Origin of the sequence: Tatumella citrea (genome assembly GCF_002163585.1) — a bacterium.
Classification (GTDB): domain Bacteria; phylum Pseudomonadota; class Gammaproteobacteria; order Enterobacterales; family Enterobacteriaceae; genus Tatumella; species Tatumella citrea.
In genome coordinates this window covers 1,430,467-1,451,626 of sequence record NZ_CP015579.1, presented here as the reverse complement: position 1 = coordinate 1,451,626, position 21,160 = coordinate 1,430,467, and the positions used below count along the sequence as shown (strand labels likewise).

Here is a 21,160-nt window from a genome sequence, read left to right as displayed (position 1 = left end):
TTCTACCTGGATTCGGCTTTCACGCCAAACCACTGATGATACCAGCGCGGGAAAATTTGTTCGCGCATTTCTAAAACCTGATAGCTATCTTTATAAATTATCACAGATATCTGTCCTGAAACCGCAGTATCCAGCCAGCGAAAACCGGCATGACGATAACGCCCGACCACTGCCGAAGATGGCATTCTCCAGCTGTTATAGCGGGCCAGAGAGGCCATTGCCAGTTCGCCGTTTACTCTTCTCAGTAACACAGGTACTGATGATGTATTACTGCCGTGGTGAGGCACCTGAATAAATGTTGATCGCAGCTGTTCTTTTTCCAGTTTGACCAGCTGTTTTTCTGCCCGCCCTTCAATATCACCGGTCAGAAGCAGGCTTATACGCCCGTCACTCACTTTCAAAACACAGGAATCATCATTTTGCCCCCGGTTTTGCCCGACGGGTGGCCATAACACGGTAAACTTCAGTTTTTTCCATTGCCAGTTTTCCCCTCTGAAACAGGGGAGATGTTGTGGTCTGCCCAGGGCGGTCCGCAAAGGCACTCCTGGCCAGCGTTGTTTTATGCTGCTAAGCCCGCCATAGTGGTCAAGATGCCGGTGGCTGATAATTATTTGTTTCAGATCCAGTTGCCGGTGTAACAGCCAGGGAATAATCAACCTCTGCCCTGCATCCGAATGCTGCCAGCGATTTCCGGTATCATAAATCACCGCCTCATGCTGCTGGCTTATCACTACTGCCAGCCCATGCCCTACATCAAGCATATCCACCCGCCACAATTCTGATGAACCGTGAAAACGCCACAACAAGCAACTCAGCAAGGCTGCCATACCCGACATTTTAAAGCCGGCATATCCACCCGCACGGACAAATAGCAGACCACCCCAGATCAGTCCACTCCACAACCAGGCATCGCTGATGGTCAGCCAGCCGGAGGGCAGAACTTCAAGCGCATTACACAATAACATCACACTGTTATCAGCCAGTTGCCAGGCCAGCGCTGAATATCCTGACGGAGTCAGCAACAGAGCGATACCTGCCAGAGGTAATGTCAGCAGAGAGATTACCGGTATAGCCAGTAAATTCGCGGGGAGTGCAAACAGGCTGGTACCACTGAACAGCAACGCCTGCAAAGGTAACATCAATACCATCATTCCCAGTTGCAGATGGAGTAAGCGTAAAATAAACCAACGCCGTTGCCGCCTGTACCGCCGGGGTAAACTAAACCATCGATACCAAATCAGTAGCATCAGGACAGCCAGCATCGATAACCAAAAACTGTCAGACAAAATCAGCATTGGATCCGCCAACAGCAACAATGCTGCACAGCAAATCCAGATCTGCCAGCTATTCATGTTTAGTCGCTGATGACGGAATCCCATCCATAATGACACGGCCAGCATTGCACGTAATGACGGAGGCTGCATCCCCGACAGCCAGGTGTAAATTGCAGCCATCAGCCAGCTAATTGCCTGTGATGTCACCCGGTTGACATAACGGCTGGGCAACCAACGCTGTACACCAACAGCCAGCCACCATCCTGCCCCGCCCGCAAGTCCGATATGCATGCCTGAAATTGCCATTAAATGAGCAACACCGGTATCGCGGAACAGCTGACTAACGCGCGGAGGAATACTGTCCCGCAGACCAAAAAGTAGTGCCTGCAATATCCCGCTACTTTCCATCAACCGGGTTTCGTCTTGTACCTGCTGAATGATTTGGTGTCTCAGGTTGCATTGAGTTTGCAGTGGCACCTTATCCAGAACCCGTCCGTGCAACGGCGTATAGTTTGCCAGCGCCTGACGTTGCTGATCATAGCCTCCTTCATTCAGTTGACTATGGACAGCCCTTAATCTAAGACGCATCTCCCAACGCTGTCCTGCACAAAATTCCTCCACTGAATCACCGGTAGTCAGCCATGCCGATAAGGTGGGAAATTTGATTTGTTGCCCGGCGTTGAGAATAGTGACCTTAATCCTCTGCCTGTGGATTTCAATTGCAGTAACTCTGATCACCAAGCGAACAGGGTGAAGCGTCAGCTCTTCAACCTGCTGTAATTGCTGCCTGGCAACGGTGGTACCCCAGCAAAATATCAGCCCGGACCATGCAATTAACCATAACCACTGATAATTCGACCGCAGTAATAACACTGCGACTAAAACAATAAGTAGCAGAATCGATGGCCCCGGCAGCGAAGGCAAAAACAGTAACAGCACCAGGCTTCCCGGCGTAATCCAGGCAAATGAAATAGCGCTCACATACTCTCCTGTCAGTCAGAGAAATATAGTGTCGCAACATCAGGTAATGGCTCAGTGGTAAATATTCAGTTTGCGGGGGGTGGCTCAAAGTAAAATCCGCCATTGTTTACAGAGCAAAATGGCTTAGGGAATACTCGCAGAGCAGAGGGTGAATAAATTACAGGCAAAAAAAACGATACCCTAAGGTATCGTTTTTAGCATCCAATGAGTTCAGGCTCAGACATTATTCACTAATGTTTGCACGATCCCGTAACTCTTTTCCTGGTTTGAAGTGGGGAACGTATTTACCTTCCAGTTCCACTTTGTCACCCGTTTTCGGGTTACGGCCAGTACGGGGAGCACGATAGTGCAGAGAAAAACTGCCGAATCCCCGGATTTCGATACGCTCACCCTGAGCCAGGGTCGATGCCATGTGTTCAAGCATCTCTTTTACAGCATCTTCAACAGCCTTGGCCGGAATATGTGTCTGCTGGCTGGCAAGGCGTTCGATCAACTCTGACTTAGTCATGAATCCTCCGGTTAATTCCTTTATGGAACATTTGACAGCTGACCTGACCGGACAACGATGATACATCGTTGTCCGTCATTTCAGGCAATTACTCGCCTTTAGATGCTGCTTTGAACGCTTCAGCCATTGCGTTAGAGAAGCTGCCTTCGTCAGACTGTTTGTTGTTAACAGTTGCGATTGCATCTTTCTCGTCAGCTTCGTCTTTCGCACGGACAGACAGGCTAACAACACGGTTTTTACGATCAACACCGGTGAATTTAGCTTCAACTTCGTCGCCAACATTCAGAACCAGAGTTGCATCTTCAATACGGTCGCGTGAAGCTTCAGAAGCGCGCAGGTAACCTTCAACGCCGTCAGCTAACTCAACTGTAGCACCTTTCGCGTCAACTGCAGTAACTTTACCAGTTACGATCACGCCTTTTTTGTTCAGGGTGATGTAGTTGTTGAAAGGATCTTCAGCCAGTTGTTTAACGCCTAAAGAGATACGCTCACGTTCTGCATCAACCTGCAGTACAACGGCAGCGATTTCGTCGCCTTTTTTGTACTCACGAACAGCTTCTTCGCCGGTCGCGTTCCAGGAGATGTCTGACAGGTGAACCAGACCGTCGATACCACCGTCCAGGCCGATGAAGATACCAAAGTCAGTGATTGACTTGATTTTACCTTCAACGCGATCGCCTTTGTTGTGGGTCTCTGCGAACTGCTGCCATGGGTTAGATTTACACTGCTTCAGACCCAGGGAGATACGACGACGTTCTTCGTCGATGTCCAGAACCATAACTTCAACAACATCGCCCACGTTAACAACTTTAGACGGATGAATGTTTTTGTTAGTCCAGTCCATTTCTGAAACGTGAACCAGGCCTTCAACGCCTTCTTCGATTTCAACGAAGCAGCCGTAGTCAGTCAGGTTAGTCACACGACCAGTCAGACGAGTACCTTCAGGGTAACGCTTAGCGATAGCAACCCATGGATCTTCGCCCAGCTGTTTCAGGCCCAGAGACACACGAGTACGTTCACGGTCGAATTTCAGCACTTTAACAGTGATTTCGTCGCCAACGTTGACAATTTCGCTTGGGTGTTTAACACGTTTCCACGCCATATCAGTGATATGCAGCAGGCCGTCAACACCACCCAGATCAACGAATGCACCGTAGTCAGTAAGGTTCTTAACGATACCTTTAACTTCCATGCCTTCCTGCAGGTTTTCCAGCAGTTGATCACGTTCAGCACTGTTTTCAGATTCGATAACTGCACGACGTGAAACCACGACGTTGTTACGTTTCTGATCAAGCTTGATTACTTTGAATTCAAGCTCTTTGCCTTCCAGGTGCAGAGTATCGCGGACAGGACGTACATCAACCAGTGAACCTGGCAGGAACGCACGAATACCGTTCAGCTCAACAGTGAAGCCGCCCTTGACTTTGCCGTTGATAATACCGGTAACAGTTTCAGCTTCTTCATACGCTTTTTCCAGCGTGATCCAAGCTTCGTGACGTTTAGCTTTCTCACGGGACAGCAGAGTTTCACCGAAGCCGTCTTCTACAGCATCGAGGGCTACGTCAACTTCGTCGCCTACCTGGATTTCCAGTTCGCCAGCTGCGTTTTTGAACTGCTCTGCAGGAATTGCAGATTCAGATTTCAGGCCCGCATCAACCAGGACGATGTCTTTGTCGATAGCAACAACAACACCACGAACGATGGAACCCGGACGGGTTTCGATTTCTTTCAGGGACTCTTCAAAGAGTTGAGCAAAAGATTCAGTCATATTGATAATCTTCAGGATTCTTCAATTTAACGTCCATCTGACTTCTTGTCGGATGGGGTTGTTTCACATTCCCCGCACCATCCATGGAACGAGGGTATAGCATTCGGCCGATAATTTGCGTTGCAGTTATCGGAGTTCTTCCAACCGTGACCTGGCATATTCCAGTGACATATCAATCACTTGCTCAATAGTCATTCCGGTCGAATCAATGACCAGCGCATCAGTAGCAGGCACCAATGGTGCTACAGCACGATTACGATCCCGGTCATCACGCTCTTTTATCTCAGATAAAAGGCGCTCAAAGTTAACACTAAAGCCCTTTTCCTGCAACTGTAGCATACGTCGCTGAGCTCTTTCTTCTGCACTGGCATCAAGAAAAATTTTAACCGCGGCTTCCGGAAACACTACTGTCCCCATATCCCGGCCATCAGCAATCAATCCCGGAGCTTCTTTGAAAGCACGCTGACGACGTAACAACGCTTCACGTACCCGGGGGAAAGCGGCAACTTTTGACGCTGTATTACTCACTTCCTGACTCCGGATTTCATGAGTGACCTCTTCGCCTTCCAGAATCACCTGCATCTCATCCCTGGCAGGAACAAAGCGCACATCTAAATGTGCTGCAATCGGTACCAGAGCTTCTTCTGAACTGATATCGACATGGTGATGTAAAGCCGCCAGCGCGAGCACCCGATAAATTGCCCCGGAATCCAGTAAATGCCATTGCAGTTGTTCAGCGATTGCTTTGCACAGAGTGCCTTTCCCGGCCCCGCTTGGACCGTCAATAGTAATTACCGGCACCATTGTCATTAATCTCTCCTTCATCGCTGCTCTGGATTTCAGGCATAGAAATACGCCACTGGCGTTAAGTATACCCTCTCCCGCGGGAAGTAGCAGTGACTTATGCCACCAGCAGGTCAAAAAAACAGAACTTTACGCTAAACCAGGAAATGCCGGTATGAAATCATACCGGCACTCCCACACACTAACCATAGACCAGAAAATAGCGGATCGTCAGATTAATCGTGGCTGATTGCTGCCAACTGACGGAAATAGTCAGGGAATGTTTTCGCAGTACATCCTGGATCAAGAATAGTGACCGGCGTATCAGATAAAGCTACCAGTGAGAAACACATGGCGATACGGTGATCATTATAAGTTTCAATTTCGGCATGCTTCAGCGTTTGTGCCGGAGTGATACGAATAAAATCATGTCCTTCTTCGACAGTTGCCCCTACTTTACGCAATTCTGCTGCCATAGCTGCCAACCGGTCAGTCTCTTTCACCCGCCAGTTGTAAATGTTGGTCATCAGCGTGGTGCCTTCGGCAAACAGAGCTGTAGTAGCAATAGTCATCGCCGCATCAGGAATATGGTTCATATCCATCTCTATCGCCTTGAGAGTACCCCGACGACAGGAAATATAATCATCTCCCCACTCGATAACAGCGCCCATTTTTTCCAGTACATCAGCAAAACGGATATCGCCCTGAACACTGTTACGACCAATACCGGTCACCCGAACCGTACCGCCTTTAATAGCTGCGGCCGCCAGGAAATAAGAGGCTGAAGAGGCATCTCCTTCGACCAGGTAATGACCAGGTGACTGATACTGCTGCCCGCCCTGAATCACAAACGTCTGATATTGCTGGTTTTCAACATCAATACCAAAACACTTCATCAGATTGAGAGTGATATCAATATACGGCTTAGAAACCAGATCACCTTTAATTGTGATAGTTGTCTGCTCACTGGCTAAAGGCGCGGTCATCAGCAACGCGGTAAGGAACTGACTCGAGACGCTACCATCAACGCTGATGACCCCGCCCCGGAATCCGCCTTTCAGACGTAATGGAGGATAATCCTCATTTTCCAGATAACTGATATCAGCTCCGCCCTGGCGAAGCGCATCGACCAGATGACCAATAGGCCGTTCTTTCATACGCGGTTCACCGGTGAGAACAATATCATTCTCCGCCAGGCTCAGTGCGGCAGCCAGTGGACGCATGGCAGTGCCTGCGTTACCAAGAAAAAGTTCAACAGGTGCTGATGCATGTAATGGTCCGCCGATTCCGGTCACTACGCATTCAGTACGATCTTCAGATAATGAATAGTCGATACCCAGCAGGGTTAAGCCATTCAGCATATGTCTGATGTCATCGCTGTCCAGCAGGTTGGTCAGACGGGTAGTTCCCCTGGCCATCGCAGCCAGCAACAGGGCGCGGTTGGACACACTTTTCGAGCCGGGTAAATTTACCGTACCGTCGATATGGGCTACAGGTTGTAAGGTCAGAGAATCCGGCATGTAAAAATCACTCTTTATCAAAGATGAAAACCCCGTCGGTGACGGGGTAAACAGAAAAGCCTAAAAATCCTGCAGATTTAGCCGTGGCGGCGTTCAAAGTCCTGCATGAATTCGGTCAGTGCAGTAACACCAGCCAGAGGCATTGCATTGTAGATTGAGGCACGCATCCCGCCAACAACACGGTGTCCTTTCAGTGCATGCAGTCCCTGGCTGAGAGACTCTTCCAGGAACACTTTATCCAGCGCAGAATCTGCCAGTTGGAAGGGTACATTCATCCGTGAGCGGCTTCTGGCTGCTACATTATTACGATAGAAGTCGCTGCGATCAATGGTACCGTACAACAGGTCGGCTTTCTGCTGGTTCAGTTTATCCATTGCCGCAACGCCGCCCTGCTCTTTCAGCCAGCTGAACACCAGTCCGGATAAATACCAGGCAAACGACGGCGGTGTATTGAACATCGAGTTATTTTCGGCCAGTACGGTGTAGTCCAGAATTGAAGGCAGTTCTTTACGCGCTTTACCTAACAGATCTTCACGCACAATCACCAGCGTCAGACCTGCCGGGCCGATATTTTTTTGCGCACCAGCGTAAATGACACCGAAACGGCTGACATCAATTGGCTGTGACAGAATGGTAGACGAGAAATCGGCAACCACAATTTTATCACCGAAATCCGGCTGTTCATCAATCGCCGTACCATCGATAGTTTCGTTCGGACAATAATGGACGTAAGCGGCATTATCGTTAAGCTGCCATTGGCTCATTGGCAACAGAGCTGTTTTGCCTTCTTCATTGACCTTGATATCAATGACGTTTGGTGTGCAGTATTTTTCAGCTTCTTTTACGGCACTATGCGCCCAGTAACCACCATCGACATAATCTGCATGGCTGGCATCGCCCAGTAAATTTCCCGGTACCGCCGCAAACTGTCCACGGCCACCGCCATGACAAAACAGAACTTTATAGTTGGACGGGATTTTTAACAGATCACGGAAATCCTGCTCAGCAGTTTCGGCAACCTGAATAAATTCTTTACTACGATGGCTGATCTCCATTACTGAAGTGCCCAGTCCTTGCCAGTTGACCAGATCCTGCTGCGCACGACGAAGAACTTCTGTTGGCAACATTGCCGGACCAGAACTAAAATTATACACCTGCGTCATTTCTACTCACCATGATTACATCGAAAGGATTATCGGATATCCATCGGTTGTATCACTGCAGGAAAACAGCTGCAATAACTAATCTCCCCGTAACGACATTTTTATTCATCAATGGCTAATCACCTGACTCTCCCTGCTTATTTATGCTTCAGAGCTTTTTTTTGCCGTTGATAACCCTTACAAACACCAGGGGATAACAGAAGGTAATTTTCACACAGCCGGATAGCAGTAAACCGATAAAATCCGTATCATGCATAGCAAACCCTCTGTTTATTACTCCCCGGGAGAACGCGGCGCTATGACGCAAACATTTATACCTGGCAAAGATGCCGCTCTGGAAGATTCGATTTCACGGTTCCAGACTAAACTTCAGGCTCTGGGCTTTAATATCGAAGAAGCCTCATGGCTGAACCCGGTACCTAACGTCTGGTCCGTGCATATCCGCGATCGCGACTGCCCTCTGTGCTTTACTAACGGCAAAGGAGCCACCAAAAAAGCCGCGTTAGCCTCTGCTTTAGGTGAGTATTTCGAGCGCTTATCCACCAACTACTTCTTCGCTGATTTTTGGCTGGGTAACCGCATTTCTTCGGGTGATTTTGTCCATTATCCCAATGAGAAATGGTTCCCGTTGACCGAAGATGACGATCTGCCGGAAGGTTTACTTGATCCACAACTGCGCAGTTTTTACGATCCTGAGAATGTACTGGGTGCCAGCCTGCTGATTGATCTGCAATCCGGTAATGATGATCGTGGTATCTGTGCACTACCATTTACCCGCCAGTCAGATGATCAGGTGGTCTACATTCCGATGAACATTATTGGAAACCTGTATGTTTCCAACGGAATGTCTGCGGGTAATACCGCCAGTGAAGCCCGGGTACAGGGGCTTTCTGAAGTTTTTGAGCGTTATATTAAGAACCGGATTATTGCAGAATCTATTAGTCTGCCCGCGATTCCTGACGCTGTAATGGCACGCTACCCTGGTGTGGTTGCTGCCATCGAGCAACTCGAAGCTGAAGGCTTCCCAATCCTTGCATATGATGCGTCATTAGGCGGTCGTTATCCGGTTATCTGCGTAGTACTGTTTAACCCGTCAAACGGGACCTGCTTCGCTTCGTTCGGTGCGCATCCTGATTTCGGTGTTGCCCTGGAGAGAACGGTTACAGAATTACTGCAAGGGCGTAGTCTGAAAGACCTGGATGTATTTACTCCTCCTACTTTTGACGATGAAGAAGTGGCAGAGCACACTAATCTGGAAACTCATTTTATTGATTCCAGTGGTCTGATTTCATGGGACATGTTTAAAGAAACTCCTGACTATCCATTTGCAGACTGGTCATTCTCAGGGACAACTGGTCAGGAATTTTCGACACTGATGGATATTTTCCGTGCCGAAAATAAAGAAGTCTATATTGCCGATTATGAGCATCTGGGCGTTTATGCCTGCCGTATTATTGTTCCCGGAATGTCTGATATCTACCCGGCGGAAGATCTGTTACTCGCTAACAATAATATGGGAGCAGGTTTCCGCGAAACTTTCCTCAGTCTGCCTGGAAGCGAGTGGGAAGCTCAGGATTATCTTGACCTCATCTCACAGATGGACGATGAAGGTCTGGATGATTTCACCCGTGTCCGTGAGTTACTGGGCCTTGCTACCGGGAAAGATAATGGCTGGTCAACTCTGCGGGTTGGCGAACTAAAAGCAATGCTGGCGCTGGCGGGTGGTGACACCGAGCAGGCACTCATCTGGACCGAGTGGACTATCGAGTTTAATAACTCAGTATTCAGTGCAGAACGGGCAAATTATTATCGTTGTCTGCAAACCCTGCTGCTGCTGGCTCTGGAAGAGGAACGCACCCCGGCTGAATACCTGAATGCGTTTAACCGGATGTATGGCAGTGATGCCGTACAGGCTGCCTCGGCGGCCATTAGTGGTGAAGAACCTTTCTACGGATTGCATCAAGTCGATTTGGAACTTACTGCTTTCCCTGCTCACCAGTCACTGCTGGCAGCATACGAGAAACTTCAGGCAGCAAAACGCCAGTACTGGGCGACTAAAAGCACCAGCTAGCCTAAGGTTCACAAATTAATATTTTAAAACGCCGGTGATCCGGCGTTTTTTTTGTAATCCTTTCAGCCTGATGCCCCACTCTCTTTAACTGAAATGTCACTTTCCATCGTTATAATTAACTTAGCCATCCCCCTGCCATAAATCAAAAAAAAAAGCAGATATTAAAAATTATTTTAACTTTAAATATCATAACCTTACCATTAAAAATTGATAAATCACGGCCCACCAGGCTTATCTCACACTGTTAAAACTGATCCAGGTCAACTTAGAGAGTTATACCGTTTGGTACTCTGTATACAGAAAAAAACCTGAGGGTCTGGTGTGAAAACTGACAATCCTTTTGATTTGTTAATGCCCGCAGCTATGGCAAAAGTTGCCGAAGATGCCGGGGTGTATAAAGCGTCAAAAGCGCCATTAACCACCTTTTTTTTGGCGATAACTGCCGGTGTTTTCATTTCAATAGCTTTCACTTTCTATATCACCGCTACAACAGGTGCCGAATCACTGCCATTTGGTATTTCAAAACTCATTGGCGGTCTCTGTTTTTCACTGGGGCTGATTCTGGTGGTGATATGTGGCGCTGATTTATTCACATCAACAGTATTGATTGTGGTGGCTAAAGCCAGCGGACGCATTAGCTGGGGACAACTGACACGCCATTGGGTAATTGTCTATCTGGGAAATTTATGTGGCGCACTGTTTTTCGTCGGCCTGATTTGGCTTTCCGGGGAACATATGACTGGGAATGGCGCCTGGGGACTGAATGTCTTACAGACTGCCGATCATAAAATGCATCACACATTCACCGAAGCTGTAACCCTGGGAATACTGGCGAATTTACTGGTCTGTCTGGCGGTTTGGATGAGTTACTCCGGACGCTCGCTGGCAGACAAAACGCTGGCAATGATTTTGCCAGTCACCATGTTTGTATCGAGTGGGTTTGAACACAGTATTGCGAACATGTTCATGATCCCAATGGGTATTGTGATCAAATACTTCGCCTCTGCCGATTTCTGGCAACTTGCCGGCACTTCTGCAGAACAGTTTTCGTCCCTGACTCCCTGGCAGTTTATTAGCAGTAATCTGGTCCCTGTCACTCTCGGCAATATTATCGGTGGTGGTTTATTAGTGGGACTCACTTACTGGATTATTTACTTGCGTAACGGTAATAGTGAAGATTAATTTATCGATACTGCACTGAACATATTTTGTACCGGCTGGCGAAAACATTGTCGGCTGTATGCTGAATTCAACTTAACAAGGCAGGTATATCATGACTGAACTTAATGAAAAAATGAGCCAGGCCTGGCAGGGTTTTACTGCCGGAGAATGGCAGAACAGCGTGAACGTACGCGATTTCATTCAGAAAAACTATACTCCTTATCAGGGCGATGAAGCCTTCCTGAGTACAGCAACAGATGCGACAACTGTACTGTGGGATAAAGTGATGGAGGGTATCAAAATTGAAAACCGTACTCATGCTCCGGTTGATTTTGATACTGACCTGGCCTCAACTATCACTTCTCATGATGCCGGATATATTAATAAATCTCTCGAAAAAATTGTCGGTCTGCAAACTGATGCTCCGCTGAAACGTGCACTTATCCCTTACGGTGGTATCCGTATGGTTGAAGGTTCATGTCAGGTTTATGGCCGTGAACTGGACCCTTCGCTCAAAAAAATCTTCACTGAATACCGTAAAACACATAACCAGGGCGTCTTTGATGTCTATACCCCGGATATCATGCGCTGCCGTAAATCAGGGATTCTGACCGGGTTACCTGATGCTTATGGTCGTGGCCGTATTATCGGCGATTACCGCCGTGTCGCGCTCTACGGTATTGACGCTTTAATGAAAGATAAACTGGCTCAGTTTGGATCATTACAAAGTGATCTGGAAAACGGGAACGGGCTGGAAGAAACCATTCGTCTGCGTGAAGAAATTGCCGATCAGTACCAGGCCCTTAAAGATATGAAAGAAATGGCCAGCCGCTATGGCTGTGATATTTCTCAGCCTGCCACTGATGCGCGTGAAGCCGTACAATGGACTTACTTTGGTTATCTTGCTGCTGTGAAATCACAGAATGGTGCGGCAATGTCATTCGGTCGCGTATCCACATTCCTGGATATCTATATCGAACGTGATTTGCAGGCCGGAAAAATCAGTGAAGACGATGCTCAGGAACTGATAGACCATCTGGTAATGAAACTTCGTATGGTTCGTTTCCTGCGTACTCCGGAATATGATGAACTGTTCTCAGGAGATCCTATATGGGCAACAGAATCACTGGCCGGTATGGGCCTGGACGGGCGTACTCTGGTGACCAAAAGCACTTTCCGGTTCCTGAATACTCTGTACACCATGGGACCTTCACCAGAACCAAACATGACCATTTTGTGGTCTGAACAATTACCTCTTAACTTCAAAAAATTTGCGGCGAAAGTCTCCATCGATACTTCATCTATCCAGTATGAAAATGATGATCTGATGCGTCCTGACTTTAGCAGTGATGACTATGCGATTGCCTGTTGTGTCAGCCCAATGGTCGTCGGCAAACAAATGCAGTTCTTCGGTGCCCGGGCCAACCTGGCAAAAACCATGTTGTATGCCATTAATGGTGGTGTCGATGAGAAACTCAAAATTCAGGTAGGCCCTAAAGAAGCACCAATGACCGATGAAGTCCTGGACTTCGATAAAGTTATGGCACGGATGGACCACTTTATGGACTGGCTGGCGACACAGTATGTCACCGCACTGAATGTTATCCACTATATGCATGACAAATACAGTTATGAAGCTGCCCTGATGGCGCTGCATGACCGTGATGTTTACCGGACCATGGCTTGTGGTATCGCCGGGTTATCTGTTGCTGCTGACTCACTGTCAGCGATTAAATATGCAAAAGTTAAACCGGTTCGCGACGAAAATGGCCTGGCGATAGATTTCGAAATTGAAGGGGAATATCCACAGTTTGGTAATAATGATTCACGCGTTGATGACCTGGCCTGTGACCTGGTTGAGCGGTTTATGAAAAAAATTCAGAAACTGAAAACTTATCGCAATGCCGTTCCTACCCAGTCAGTGCTGACCATTACTTCTAACGTGGTATATGGTAAAAAAACAGGGAATACTCCGGATGGTCGTCGTGCCGGTGCTCCGTTTGGTCCAGGGGCAAACCCAATGCATGGACGTGATCAGAAAGGGGCGGTTGCTTCACTAACCTCCGTAGCAAAACTGCCATTTGCCTATGCAAAAGACGGTATCTCTTATACTTTCTCCATTGTACCTAACGCACTGGGTAAAGATGACGATGTACGTAAGGCTAACCTGGCAGGTCTGATGGACGGTTATTTCCATCATGAAGCAGATATTGAAGGTGGACAGCATCTGAATGTTAACGTCATGAACCGTGAAATGCTGCTGGAAGCTATGGATAATCCGGAAAAATACCCACAGCTGACTATTCGTGTTTCAGGTTATGCGGTCAGATTCAACTCGCTGACTAAAGAACAGCAACAGGATGTTATTACCCGTACCTTTACTCAATCTATCTAAGACTGTCGGCTCAGATAAAAGGCTCCCGACGGGAGCCTTTCTGGTCTTACTGGCCAATACTGAAGTTAACGACAACGTATGAATACCTGCTAATCCCGGCCTGCGTTTGTATCGCAGCTCACTCCGGAGGAACCATCGCATGTCAGTCACTGGTCATATCCATTCCGTTGAATCCTGTGGCACCGTAGACGGTCCGGGAATTCGTTTTATTGTCTTTTTTCAGGGGTGCTTATTGCGCTGCCTGTATTGTCATAACCGCGACACATGGGATCTGCATGGCGGTAAAGATGTCACTGTTACGGAACTGATGAATGATTTGCTTGCCTACCGCCACTATATTTCTGCATCCGGCGGTGGAGTTACCGCATCAGGCGGTGAAGCCATTCTTCAGGCTGAATTTGTTCGTGACTGGTTCAGGGCTTGTAAGCAAGCTGGTATCGACACCTGTCTGGATACTAACGGTTTTGTGAGACGTTATGATTCTGTGATAACAGAATTACTGGATGTCACCGACCTGGTGATGCTGGATCTGAAACAAATCAATGATGAAATTCATCAGAAACTCACCGGCGTACCAAATCACCGGATGCTGGAATTTGCCGAACATCTGCATAAAATTGGTAAGCGTACCTGGATAAGGTATGTGGTAGTACCTGGCTACAGTGATGATGATGAATCAGCTCATCTGCTGGGAAAATTTACTGCTCCAATGGAGAATATCGAGAAAATAGAGTTACTCCCCTATCATGAGCTTGGTAAACATAAATGGACTGCAATGGGAGAAGAATATCAGCTGGAAGGAGTCAAACCACCTTCCAAAGAGACCATGGAGCGGGTAAAAACTATTCTTGCCAGTTACGGGCACAAAGTTATCTACTAACTGAATTTAGCGATCAAAAAAGGGCCTGGCGGCCCTTTTTGTTTACTGTACTCATCCGAGATTATCAGGCATGTGCCACCGGAGTGGTCTGATGATTGGCCTTACGCAGCAGCATCAGTAGATACACGAACGACACTGCAGCAATCATAGTAAATAAAACATTATCTGAATAACGTTCCATCAGCAGTGAGATCATCCCCGGACCAACCAGACTTCCCACCGTATAACTCAGCAATAGTGCCTGATTCATTGCAATCAGTTCATGATGAGCAACCTTCTCACATGCCCATGACATTGCTACTGGGTAGAGAGTGAAGCAGGAGCAGCCCAACACAAACAATGCCGGAACCATTGCCAGCTGAGATAACATCGCGACAGCGCCCAGGATGACCATGAAAACCTGCACCCGCAGCACAGTCAGCCGGCCAAAACGATCTGCCAACCTTCCTACCGGCCACTGACCAAGAATCGCAGCACTGACCAGCAACGCCATCCAGTAACCTACATTCGCGTCACTCATACCCCGGTGAGAAAGATATAACGGCAGCAAGCCGTACAAAGATCCCAGCACAATACCAGACAGAATACAGCCGTTAATCCCAAGACGTGACGAGCTTCGGGTAAACATATTGCGAATTTTTGGGGTGCCGGCCTCTTCTGCCATTTGTGGAGTACTGATGCGGGCAAAAAACAACGGTAATAATGCCACGACAATAAACATCACCAGCATTGGGATCATATAACCAACATCGTCCGGGAAAAAACTCACCAGTAATTGCCCAAGGACCGTCGCGCCGTAATAAACAATCATATAGGCGGCCAGTAACCGTCCACGGTTACTTAACGTACCTGAACAAAGTAAGGCACTTTCTACCACCACCCAAACCAGTGCACATCCGATCCCGGCCAGAAAACGCCAGACTGTCCATCCGGGAAAACCACCAGTGGCCAACAGTGCACAGGTAGCTATCGCAAACACGATGGTGGCTATGTAATAACTACGATTAAAGCCCAGTCTTCTTATTACACGCCCGGCAATGATTGTTCCTAACAGATTCCCTGTAAAATAGGCAGAACTCACCACGCCCACCTGCCAGGTAGCGAACTGATCATGGGACAACCATAATGGTACCAGTGTATTTAATACCGCCACCGCGATAGTCAGTAACAATAAACCGGAAAGTAAAAGCAAGACAGGACGGGACCATGCAGACATAGCCATAACCACAAAAAAATAATAATTGTGGCGAATAATGGCACCAACAAAATTAAAGTCAATTAACAAAAAATGGCAAAGCATTTTTTGCTGGCGGGCCAAAAAACAGGCACAAAATTAAAAGGTTTGACAGTATTTTAAACAGTATTTATTCAGAATTTTAAATATAAAACCTGGCATAAGAAATTCCCCGGTACTTACAGTATCCGGGGAGAGACACACAGAGTAAACCTGGTACTATCAGCTTACTGTAATTTAGAGAATCAATAGCTTATTACTACCCTGCCGTATTCTGAGTCACTCACCGCCGAAGGTGGTTGTTGGTGTACTTTGACATCATAAGCAACTGGCCGGCTACAGCGGACATCCACCCGGGGATTAGCCGTGAAAGATGTCACCGACATTGCACAACGGTTAACAACGCGCAGATGAACATTTACTGCAGCTTCAATAATCGCCGCAGAGGCCGGAGTAAACCAACCCGAACCTTCTATGGCTAAACAAAACGACAGAACTATGACTAACTGAGTGTTGCCCGGATATCGCATACCCCTTCCCCCTTGCAGTTACTGCATCAGGCTTATGCTTTCCGCCTTCCATCCCCAATGAAACATAAATTAAATGTGGCAATCTGTGCTGCCTGCTCATTTAGATATACAAGAGGCGCAAACTGAATTCAAATAAAAATATAAATTTTAATGATTAAAATCATGATAATAGAAACTTATGAATTTATTATGATTAAAAAATAACTGGAAGCTTTACGAGAGGTTAAAACAAAAGCAGAAATAAAATTGCACAGTCGGGCGGTAACTGTGCAATCAGAGGAAGAATTAGTAGTTAAGTGTCACGGTTACCGTATCGCTATAGTCGCCAGGTGTTGGCCATGTCTGAGACGGGACAACCCCATACACTGTCAGACTCTGGCTACTACCGGTAGCCGAGCGAACTGACTCAGTATTGGTATTATTCCAGACCGTGCTATGGGCAGCATCCTGATACAACTGATAAGCAACACACTGATTGTCTGTGCTGTTGCACATATAGCGGTCAGACTGCTGACTGTGTAAGCCGGTACCCATTCCCACCGAAAATGCAGTATTTACCGGGCAGGTGACGGTCACCGTTGATGATGATGTTGCCGACAACGATGAAGAAACGGCAGGGCTTTGCTGACCAAAATCTAAATCGCTGACATCATTAATGGTGCAGCCGTTTTTTACCACCGCATTCGCGGCCAGCTGGACCTGCACCATACTGGTCTGAGCCATAGAGGCACAGGAAGGTAGCTGGCTGGCACTGGAAGCATAACTGTATTTAATATTCGACCAAAAGCCGTAATTATAATAATCCAGCGCAGTCAGCTTGCTCTGGCCCGACACTACCTTAGCAATCAGACTGAAATATTGCTCCAGAGATTGTCCTGTCGGTAGCTGATAATCAATTTCTGCATATCCCCCGCTGTTAGCCCCCAAAGCATTGGAAGGGTCGGTTGAAGGATACACATTAAAATAGAGCGGATAACCACTGACCCCGTTTGGATTCATCTGCAGTGGTGCATTATCCTGCAGAAACAAACAGGCCCGGATATATTCCGTCTTTCCATCGTAATTATTGCAGGTAAAGACAACCTGCCCGGAAGTAGTCGCAGCCTGGCCTGCAGTGACGGTCCCAAAACTAAAAGTTGTACCGCTTCCATTCCAGCAGGTAGGGGCTGCTGAGGCAGAGCCGGAAAAACAAAATCCTGCTGTTGCAGCCATGACTAACAAGATGACTCTGACTAATGACATATCGACTCCATTTGCACAACATTTTTTTCTGCAGGTAGTTTGGTCGGCAATGCTATCCGGCAGTCCCCTTGTGCCCGGTGAACAATTACCTCACCACCTGCCGGAGGATCTTCAAGATAGATATTGCCTTCATACCCAACCACAGTATGTGTTGTGCCTTTGGTTACATTGTTTCCTCTGGCGTCAACGACTCCAACGTCGGCAGCAAACGGAAGTACACTGCCATTTTCCTGCCTGCCGGTGATCATCAATGCGTGAGTCCGGTAAATAGAAAATGCCGCGACTGCCCCGCCACCACTCTTAGGTACCACCTGTTGTTCGGTATACAAGGCACGATAATCTTCAGGCAACGACAGCACATCAATAGAAATATTGTTGCGGAAGTATGGATCAAGATTATTAATGAACAACGTACCACTGCTATCCGTTTTACCTGCCGGACGATGTTGTAAATAGACCGGAATATTCGGAACCCCTGCAGTATCCACGATTGCAAAGGCATCACCCAGCTCACGCGTCGCATACAGGTGTCCCATAAACAGGCCCAGTGCCCCTGACATCGAGGCATAATAACTGTTCTGATGATTGTACTGATTGTATCCCAGCTCCAGATCGCTCCAGCGAGTACGCTGGCGATAATCCCCGTGCTTATTCGGGTTAGTCCCGTCCTGAACCGATACATCAGCACCCCAGTCCGGCTTATTTGAGTCCAGTTCGCGGGACCAACTGAGCTGATTGTAAACTGCCCCACTTTGCTGAGAATGCTGCACCGCAACATACTGCCGATCAGACAATGGCAGAGTCAGGTTGATATATACTGTTTTATCGCGGCTGTCAGATAATGACTGAGTCACACTGGTCGAAATATTGATTCGGTGCGTGAAAGTTCTGAACCATGAAAGTCCGGCATATTGCTGGTGAGTTCCCGGATACTGAAGATTTATCCAACTCATGCCGATCGTGCCAATATTGTCGAACGACCAGCTGACAAAAGCATTATCGGAGCGGGTCGCCAGCGTACCTTCTGCCAGTACCGACATATCGCGAAACTGACCGTCGCGCCGGGTCTCAGTAGCTGAAGCACTGAAACGCTGATTAGCCCACTGCCACCCTACTCCCCACTGTTTTCCGGTCTCAGATTCATGACGACTGACCGAGAGATCACTGTGTAAAATACCTATCTCAGGTGAAAGCAGATAATTAAAGCCGGCTCCGCCATCCTGCAACGGCTGGCTTTGCTCTGTATGTCCTTCAACGGTAAAACGATCAGTGACACCGGATCGCCAGTTACCTACCACCATAAAATTTGGATCATAGCTGAAAGACCGGTAACTATAATTTTCACGTACCCACCCGGCATTAAGGCTCCAGGTATTTAAACCACGTGATAACAACTGATTCGAGCCATACAGATTAAGATTAATAACCCGCTGCTGACCATTGATATCAGTAATCACCACCTGAGCAGTGCTGCTTCCTGTAAAAAACGGCGCAGTATTCAGGGTAAACTGACCTGGAGTCACACGTTGCGATGACTGCTTTATTCCCTGAACATAAAGATCAACGGTAGAAGGTAACGCAGCAGTATCCGACAGAATATCCTGAGACGATGTATTAAAATTGGGCTGCAGTGAATAATTATGTGACAAACTCATCCCGGCAAAACGCACACTGTTGGTCCAGGACTGAGCACCAGTATAACTGTCACCTAATGTCAGGCTGACCAGTTTATCCGGGTTTTCATAACTCCATGACGTCATCAGCCGCTGGGTACTATTGTCTGATTGTCCCCGCAACTGTTCTGCACGACTATTAAATGAGCTACTGAAATTCCCCGGGCCAATTCCAAAAGATCGCAGCTCAGTGTAAGCAGTGACAGCCTGATCACCAGCCTGGTGGCTGGCATAGAGATCATAATTCAGTGCGACCCCGTGCACTGCCGGGGATAGTTGACTGCTTGTAATTAACCCACGATGGTTAGAGGTTTCCAGTTGTTGGTCACCACCCAGCCAGCGTTTATCCGCCTGAATATCCAGAACTTGTTTAAGGGAGTCATAATTAATCTTCAACCCGGGCTTTGAGCTGAAATCAACACTATTTTTGCCGTCCACTAACCCCTGCAATTTAAGGTGCAGTTTACTGGCATCTTCCATTGAGATAATAAAGTGCTGATCTCTTTTCCTGATCTGAAACAGCCCGTTAACCGCAGAGCCATTAATTGTAATAGTCAGGTATAACATTTCATCCTGCGCAGCAAAGGCGTTGGATGAAATGAATAATGCTGTGCAAAGAATAAAAGAATTATTGAATAATGATCGGTACTGTTTTAGTTGTTGTATCATCATTTATGGTAAACATCAGTGTTGAACCGGAATACTTCCCTTTCGGTAAAGACCATGAACGGGTGCTATGCGCTAAAACATATCCCAGTAAACCCCGGTTAAGAGTCACCTGATGCTGACCAGAGGAGAGTATAACATTGCTCAGTTTCAAATGCTGAGAACCACGGTTTTCAATCGTTAAACGTTCCGGCGAAACATGAGTATTCAGATGGAAAACAAAATCACTCATGTTCAGTGCTGTTTTTGGAGTATTGATAAACACCGGTAAGGTATAACGTAATAAAAACCGGACAGCATGCTTGCCACTTTTATCCGCAGTTCCTGGTAATTCATCAACGACCAGTTTATATGACTGCTCTCCACTGTCAGCAGGTGCAGAAGGCATGATAACCCGCAATAGCTGCTGTTTTCCTGCAGGTATTGCCGTCATTGGCGGGCTTATCACCAGGTTTTGAGTTTCTGTCAGAACATCATTGCCATTGACCTGAGTCCATTGATAAACCCGGACCTGGGCGCTGATCGGATCGTTACCGATGTTATTGACATAAATTGGTTTGACATTCTCACCCGGAGAAAAATTAATATTTACCGGGAATACCTGCAAACTGGCGGCATATGAAAAGCAAGGCAATAAAAAAGAGACAATAATAAAAATCTTAGAACGCAACGAACGTAACATATGCCGGCCTGTAAATATCAATCAATAGTCAATTTTCAGCAATACCGTATCGGTATAATCACCTGCAGGGGCGACTTTAAGTGCATCAGCACTTACCTGACCATAAATTTTTATATCCTGCTCTTCACCAGTACCGGTATTAGTAGTACCACTGGTTAATGCAGAAGACGCGGCTTCATCGGAATAAAGTGAGTACGCAATTTTATTGCCGCTTGAATCTGACATTTCATAATCATGTGAACTATCAGAAGAAAGTTCATAAGGGGTATTTTTAGTACAAACCACACTTGCTGTTGCTTCTGCAGATAAAGCACCAGCATTGCTGTATTGGCTGCCGAAATTCATATCACCGGCAGTAATGCTGCATGCCTTTAATACTGTCAGGTAGACGTTCATATTAGCAGTTGCCTGCGCAGTATATGTTGTATCGTCAGCATGACTTACAGCAGTAAACAGCAGTGATGAGCTTAAAGAAAGCAAAACAAGTGATTTTTTAAACATATTTTTCTCTTTGTTATTATTTCAAATAATATATTGCATCTGAATCATCATAGTAATTAACCTGCCATAAAGAGACTGGTAAGTATTTTGGATGATTCGCAATGCGGCAGCATTATACTCGTCAAATA

Annotated in this window: 16 protein-coding genes; 4 read left to right on the top strand and 12 right to left on the bottom strand. The window is 47.1% G+C overall.

All coding sequences use genetic code 11. The features are described 5' to 3' along the window. Positions 1-2: 2 nt before the first annotated feature. From A7K98_RS06905 to serC, 6 genes are all read right to left on the bottom strand, one after another. A complete protein-coding gene (locus tag A7K98_RS06905; RefSeq protein WP_157665887.1) occupies positions 3-2,255 on the bottom strand; it encodes a DNA internalization-related competence protein ComEC/Rec2 in 2,253 nt (750 codons plus the stop codon). Positions 2,256-2,478: 223 nt separating this feature from the next. Then, complete coding sequence (gene ihfB / locus A7K98_RS06900; RefSeq protein WP_038019815.1) at positions 2,479-2,763, bottom strand: integration host factor subunit beta; 285 nt, start codon at positions 2,761-2,763, stop codon at positions 2,479-2,481. 88 nt (positions 2,764-2,851) lie between these two features. Then, on the bottom strand, positions 2,852-4,531 hold the full coding sequence (rpsA, locus tag A7K98_RS06895; protein WP_038019813.1) for a 30S ribosomal protein S1: 1,680 nt from the start codon (positions 4,529-4,531) through the stop codon (positions 2,852-2,854). A 126-nt stretch (positions 4,532-4,657) separates the two neighbouring features. Then, positions 4,658-5,341: a (d)CMP kinase gene (gene cmk, locus A7K98_RS06890; RefSeq protein ID WP_407703100.1), complete on the bottom strand. Its 684-nt coding sequence runs from the start codon at positions 5,339-5,341 to the stop codon at positions 4,658-4,660. A gap of 209 nt (positions 5,342-5,550) precedes the next feature. After that, positions 5,551-6,834: a 3-phosphoshikimate 1-carboxyvinyltransferase gene (gene aroA, locus A7K98_RS06885; protein ID WP_087487881.1), complete on the bottom strand. Its 1,284-nt coding sequence runs from the start codon at positions 6,832-6,834 to the stop codon at positions 5,551-5,553. Between the two features lie 77 nt (positions 6,835-6,911). Beyond that, the gene (gene serC / locus A7K98_RS06880; protein WP_087487880.1) at positions 6,912-7,997 is read right to left on the bottom strand and encodes a 3-phosphoserine/phosphohydroxythreonine transaminase; all 1,086 of its coding nucleotides are present in this window, start codon (positions 7,995-7,997) and stop codon (positions 6,912-6,914) included. 298 nt (positions 7,998-8,295) lie between these two features. Between serC and ycaO the strand changes: the two genes are divergently transcribed. The 4 genes from ycaO (at position 8,296) to pflA (ending at position 14,504) form a co-directional block, all read left to right on the top strand. Continuing rightward, positions 8,296-10,068: a 30S ribosomal protein S12 methylthiotransferase accessory factor YcaO gene (ycaO, locus tag A7K98_RS06875; protein ID WP_087490400.1), complete on the top strand. Its 1,773-nt coding sequence runs from the start codon at positions 8,296-8,298 to the stop codon at positions 10,066-10,068. 321 nt (positions 10,069-10,389) lie between these two features. After that, positions 10,390-11,250: a formate transporter FocA gene (focA, locus tag A7K98_RS06870; protein ID WP_087487879.1), complete on the top strand. Its 861-nt coding sequence runs from the start codon at positions 10,390-10,392 to the stop codon at positions 11,248-11,250. Positions 11,251-11,341: 91 nt separating this feature from the next. Next, a complete protein-coding gene (pflB, locus tag A7K98_RS06865) occupies positions 11,342-13,624 on the top strand; it encodes a formate C-acetyltransferase (RefSeq protein WP_087487878.1) in 2,283 nt (760 codons plus the stop codon). Positions 13,625-13,763: 139 nt separating this feature from the next. Continuing rightward, positions 13,764-14,504, top strand: a complete 741-nt coding sequence (gene pflA / locus A7K98_RS06860; protein ID WP_087487877.1) for a pyruvate formate lyase 1-activating protein — start codon at positions 13,764-13,766, stop codon at positions 14,502-14,504. Between the two features lie 64 nt (positions 14,505-14,568). On the opposite strand, the gene A7K98_RS06855 is transcribed toward pflA, so the two are convergent. The 6 genes from A7K98_RS06855 to A7K98_RS06835 all read right to left on the bottom strand — a co-directional run bounded on the left by A7K98_RS06855 (position 14,569) and on the right by A7K98_RS06835 (position 21,032). Then, positions 14,569-15,720, bottom strand: a complete 1,152-nt coding sequence (locus A7K98_RS06855) for an MFS transporter (RefSeq protein WP_087490399.1) — start codon at positions 15,718-15,720, stop codon at positions 14,569-14,571. Positions 15,721-15,983: 263 nt separating this feature from the next. Beyond that, positions 15,984-16,268 carry a hypothetical protein gene (locus A7K98_RS21270; RefSeq protein ID WP_157665884.1) on the bottom strand — a complete coding sequence of 95 codons (285 nt, stop codon included), beginning with the start codon at positions 16,266-16,268 and terminating at the stop codon, positions 15,984-15,986. 285 nt (positions 16,269-16,553) lie between these two features. Continuing rightward, entirely contained in the window at positions 16,554-17,510 is a 957-nt protein-coding gene (locus A7K98_RS06850) for a Csu type fimbrial protein (protein ID WP_087487876.1), read from the bottom strand. After that, a complete protein-coding gene (locus A7K98_RS06845) occupies positions 17,501-19,750 on the bottom strand; it encodes a fimbria/pilus outer membrane usher protein (protein ID WP_169715409.1) in 2,250 nt (749 codons plus the stop codon). Before A7K98_RS06845 ends, A7K98_RS06850 begins: the two co-directional genes overlap by 10 nt. 61 nt (positions 19,751-19,811) lie before the next feature. After that, on the bottom strand, positions 19,812-20,531 hold the full coding sequence (locus tag A7K98_RS06840) for a fimbrial biogenesis chaperone (RefSeq protein ID WP_087487874.1): 720 nt from the start codon (positions 20,529-20,531) through the stop codon (positions 19,812-19,814). Positions 20,532-20,552: 21 nt separating this feature from the next. Continuing rightward, entirely contained in the window at positions 20,553-21,032 is a 480-nt protein-coding gene (locus A7K98_RS06835) for a Csu type fimbrial protein (RefSeq protein ID WP_087487873.1), read from the bottom strand. Positions 21,033-21,160: the final 128 nt, after the last annotated feature.

What these genes read in the sequence shown, in the direction of transcription:
- ihfB (WP_038019815.1), bottom strand. Translation starts at nt 2,763, where the DNA reads ATGACTAAGTCAGAGTTGATCGAACGCCTTGCCAGCCAGCAGACACAT.
- rpsA (WP_038019813.1), bottom strand. Translation starts at nt 4,531, where the DNA reads ATGACTGAATCTTTTGCTCAACTCTTTGAAGAGTCCCTGAAAGAAATC.
- cmk (WP_407703100.1), bottom strand. Translation starts at nt 5,341, where the DNA reads ATGACAATGGTGCCGGTAATTACTATTGACGGTCCAAGCGGGGCCGGG.
- aroA (WP_087487881.1), bottom strand. Translation starts at nt 6,834, where the DNA reads ATGCCGGATTCTCTGACCTTACAACCTGTAGCCCATATCGACGGTACG.
- serC (WP_087487880.1), bottom strand. Translation starts at nt 7,997, where the DNA reads ATGACGCAGGTGTATAATTTTAGTTCTGGTCCGGCAATGTTGCCAACA.
- ycaO (WP_087490400.1), top strand. Translation starts at nt 8,296, where the DNA reads ATGACGCAAACATTTATACCTGGCAAAGATGCCGCTCTGGAAGATTCG.
- pflB (WP_087487878.1), top strand. Translation starts at nt 11,342, where the DNA reads ATGACTGAACTTAATGAAAAAATGAGCCAGGCCTGGCAGGGTTTTACT.
- pflA (WP_087487877.1), top strand. Translation starts at nt 13,764, where the DNA reads ATGTCAGTCACTGGTCATATCCATTCCGTTGAATCCTGTGGCACCGTA.
- A7K98_RS06855 (WP_087490399.1), bottom strand. Translation starts at nt 15,720, where the DNA reads ATGTCTGCATGGTCCCGTCCTGTCTTGCTTTTACTTTCCGGTTTATTG.
- A7K98_RS21270 (WP_157665884.1), bottom strand. Translation starts at nt 16,268, where the DNA reads ATGCGATATCCGGGCAACACTCAGTTAGTCATAGTTCTGTCGTTTTGT.
- A7K98_RS06850 (WP_087487876.1), bottom strand. Translation starts at nt 17,510, where the DNA reads ATGTCATTAGTCAGAGTCATCTTGTTAGTCATGGCTGCAACAGCAGGA.
- A7K98_RS06845 (WP_169715409.1), bottom strand. Translation starts at nt 19,750, where the DNA reads ATGTTATACCTGACTATTACAATTAATGGCTCTGCGGTTAACGGGCTG.
- A7K98_RS06840 (WP_087487874.1), bottom strand. Translation starts at nt 20,531, where the DNA reads ATGTTACGTTCGTTGCGTTCTAAGATTTTTATTATTGTCTCTTTTTTA.
- A7K98_RS06835 (WP_087487873.1), bottom strand. Translation starts at nt 21,032, where the DNA reads ATGTTTAAAAAATCACTTGTTTTGCTTTCTTTAAGCTCATCACTGCTG.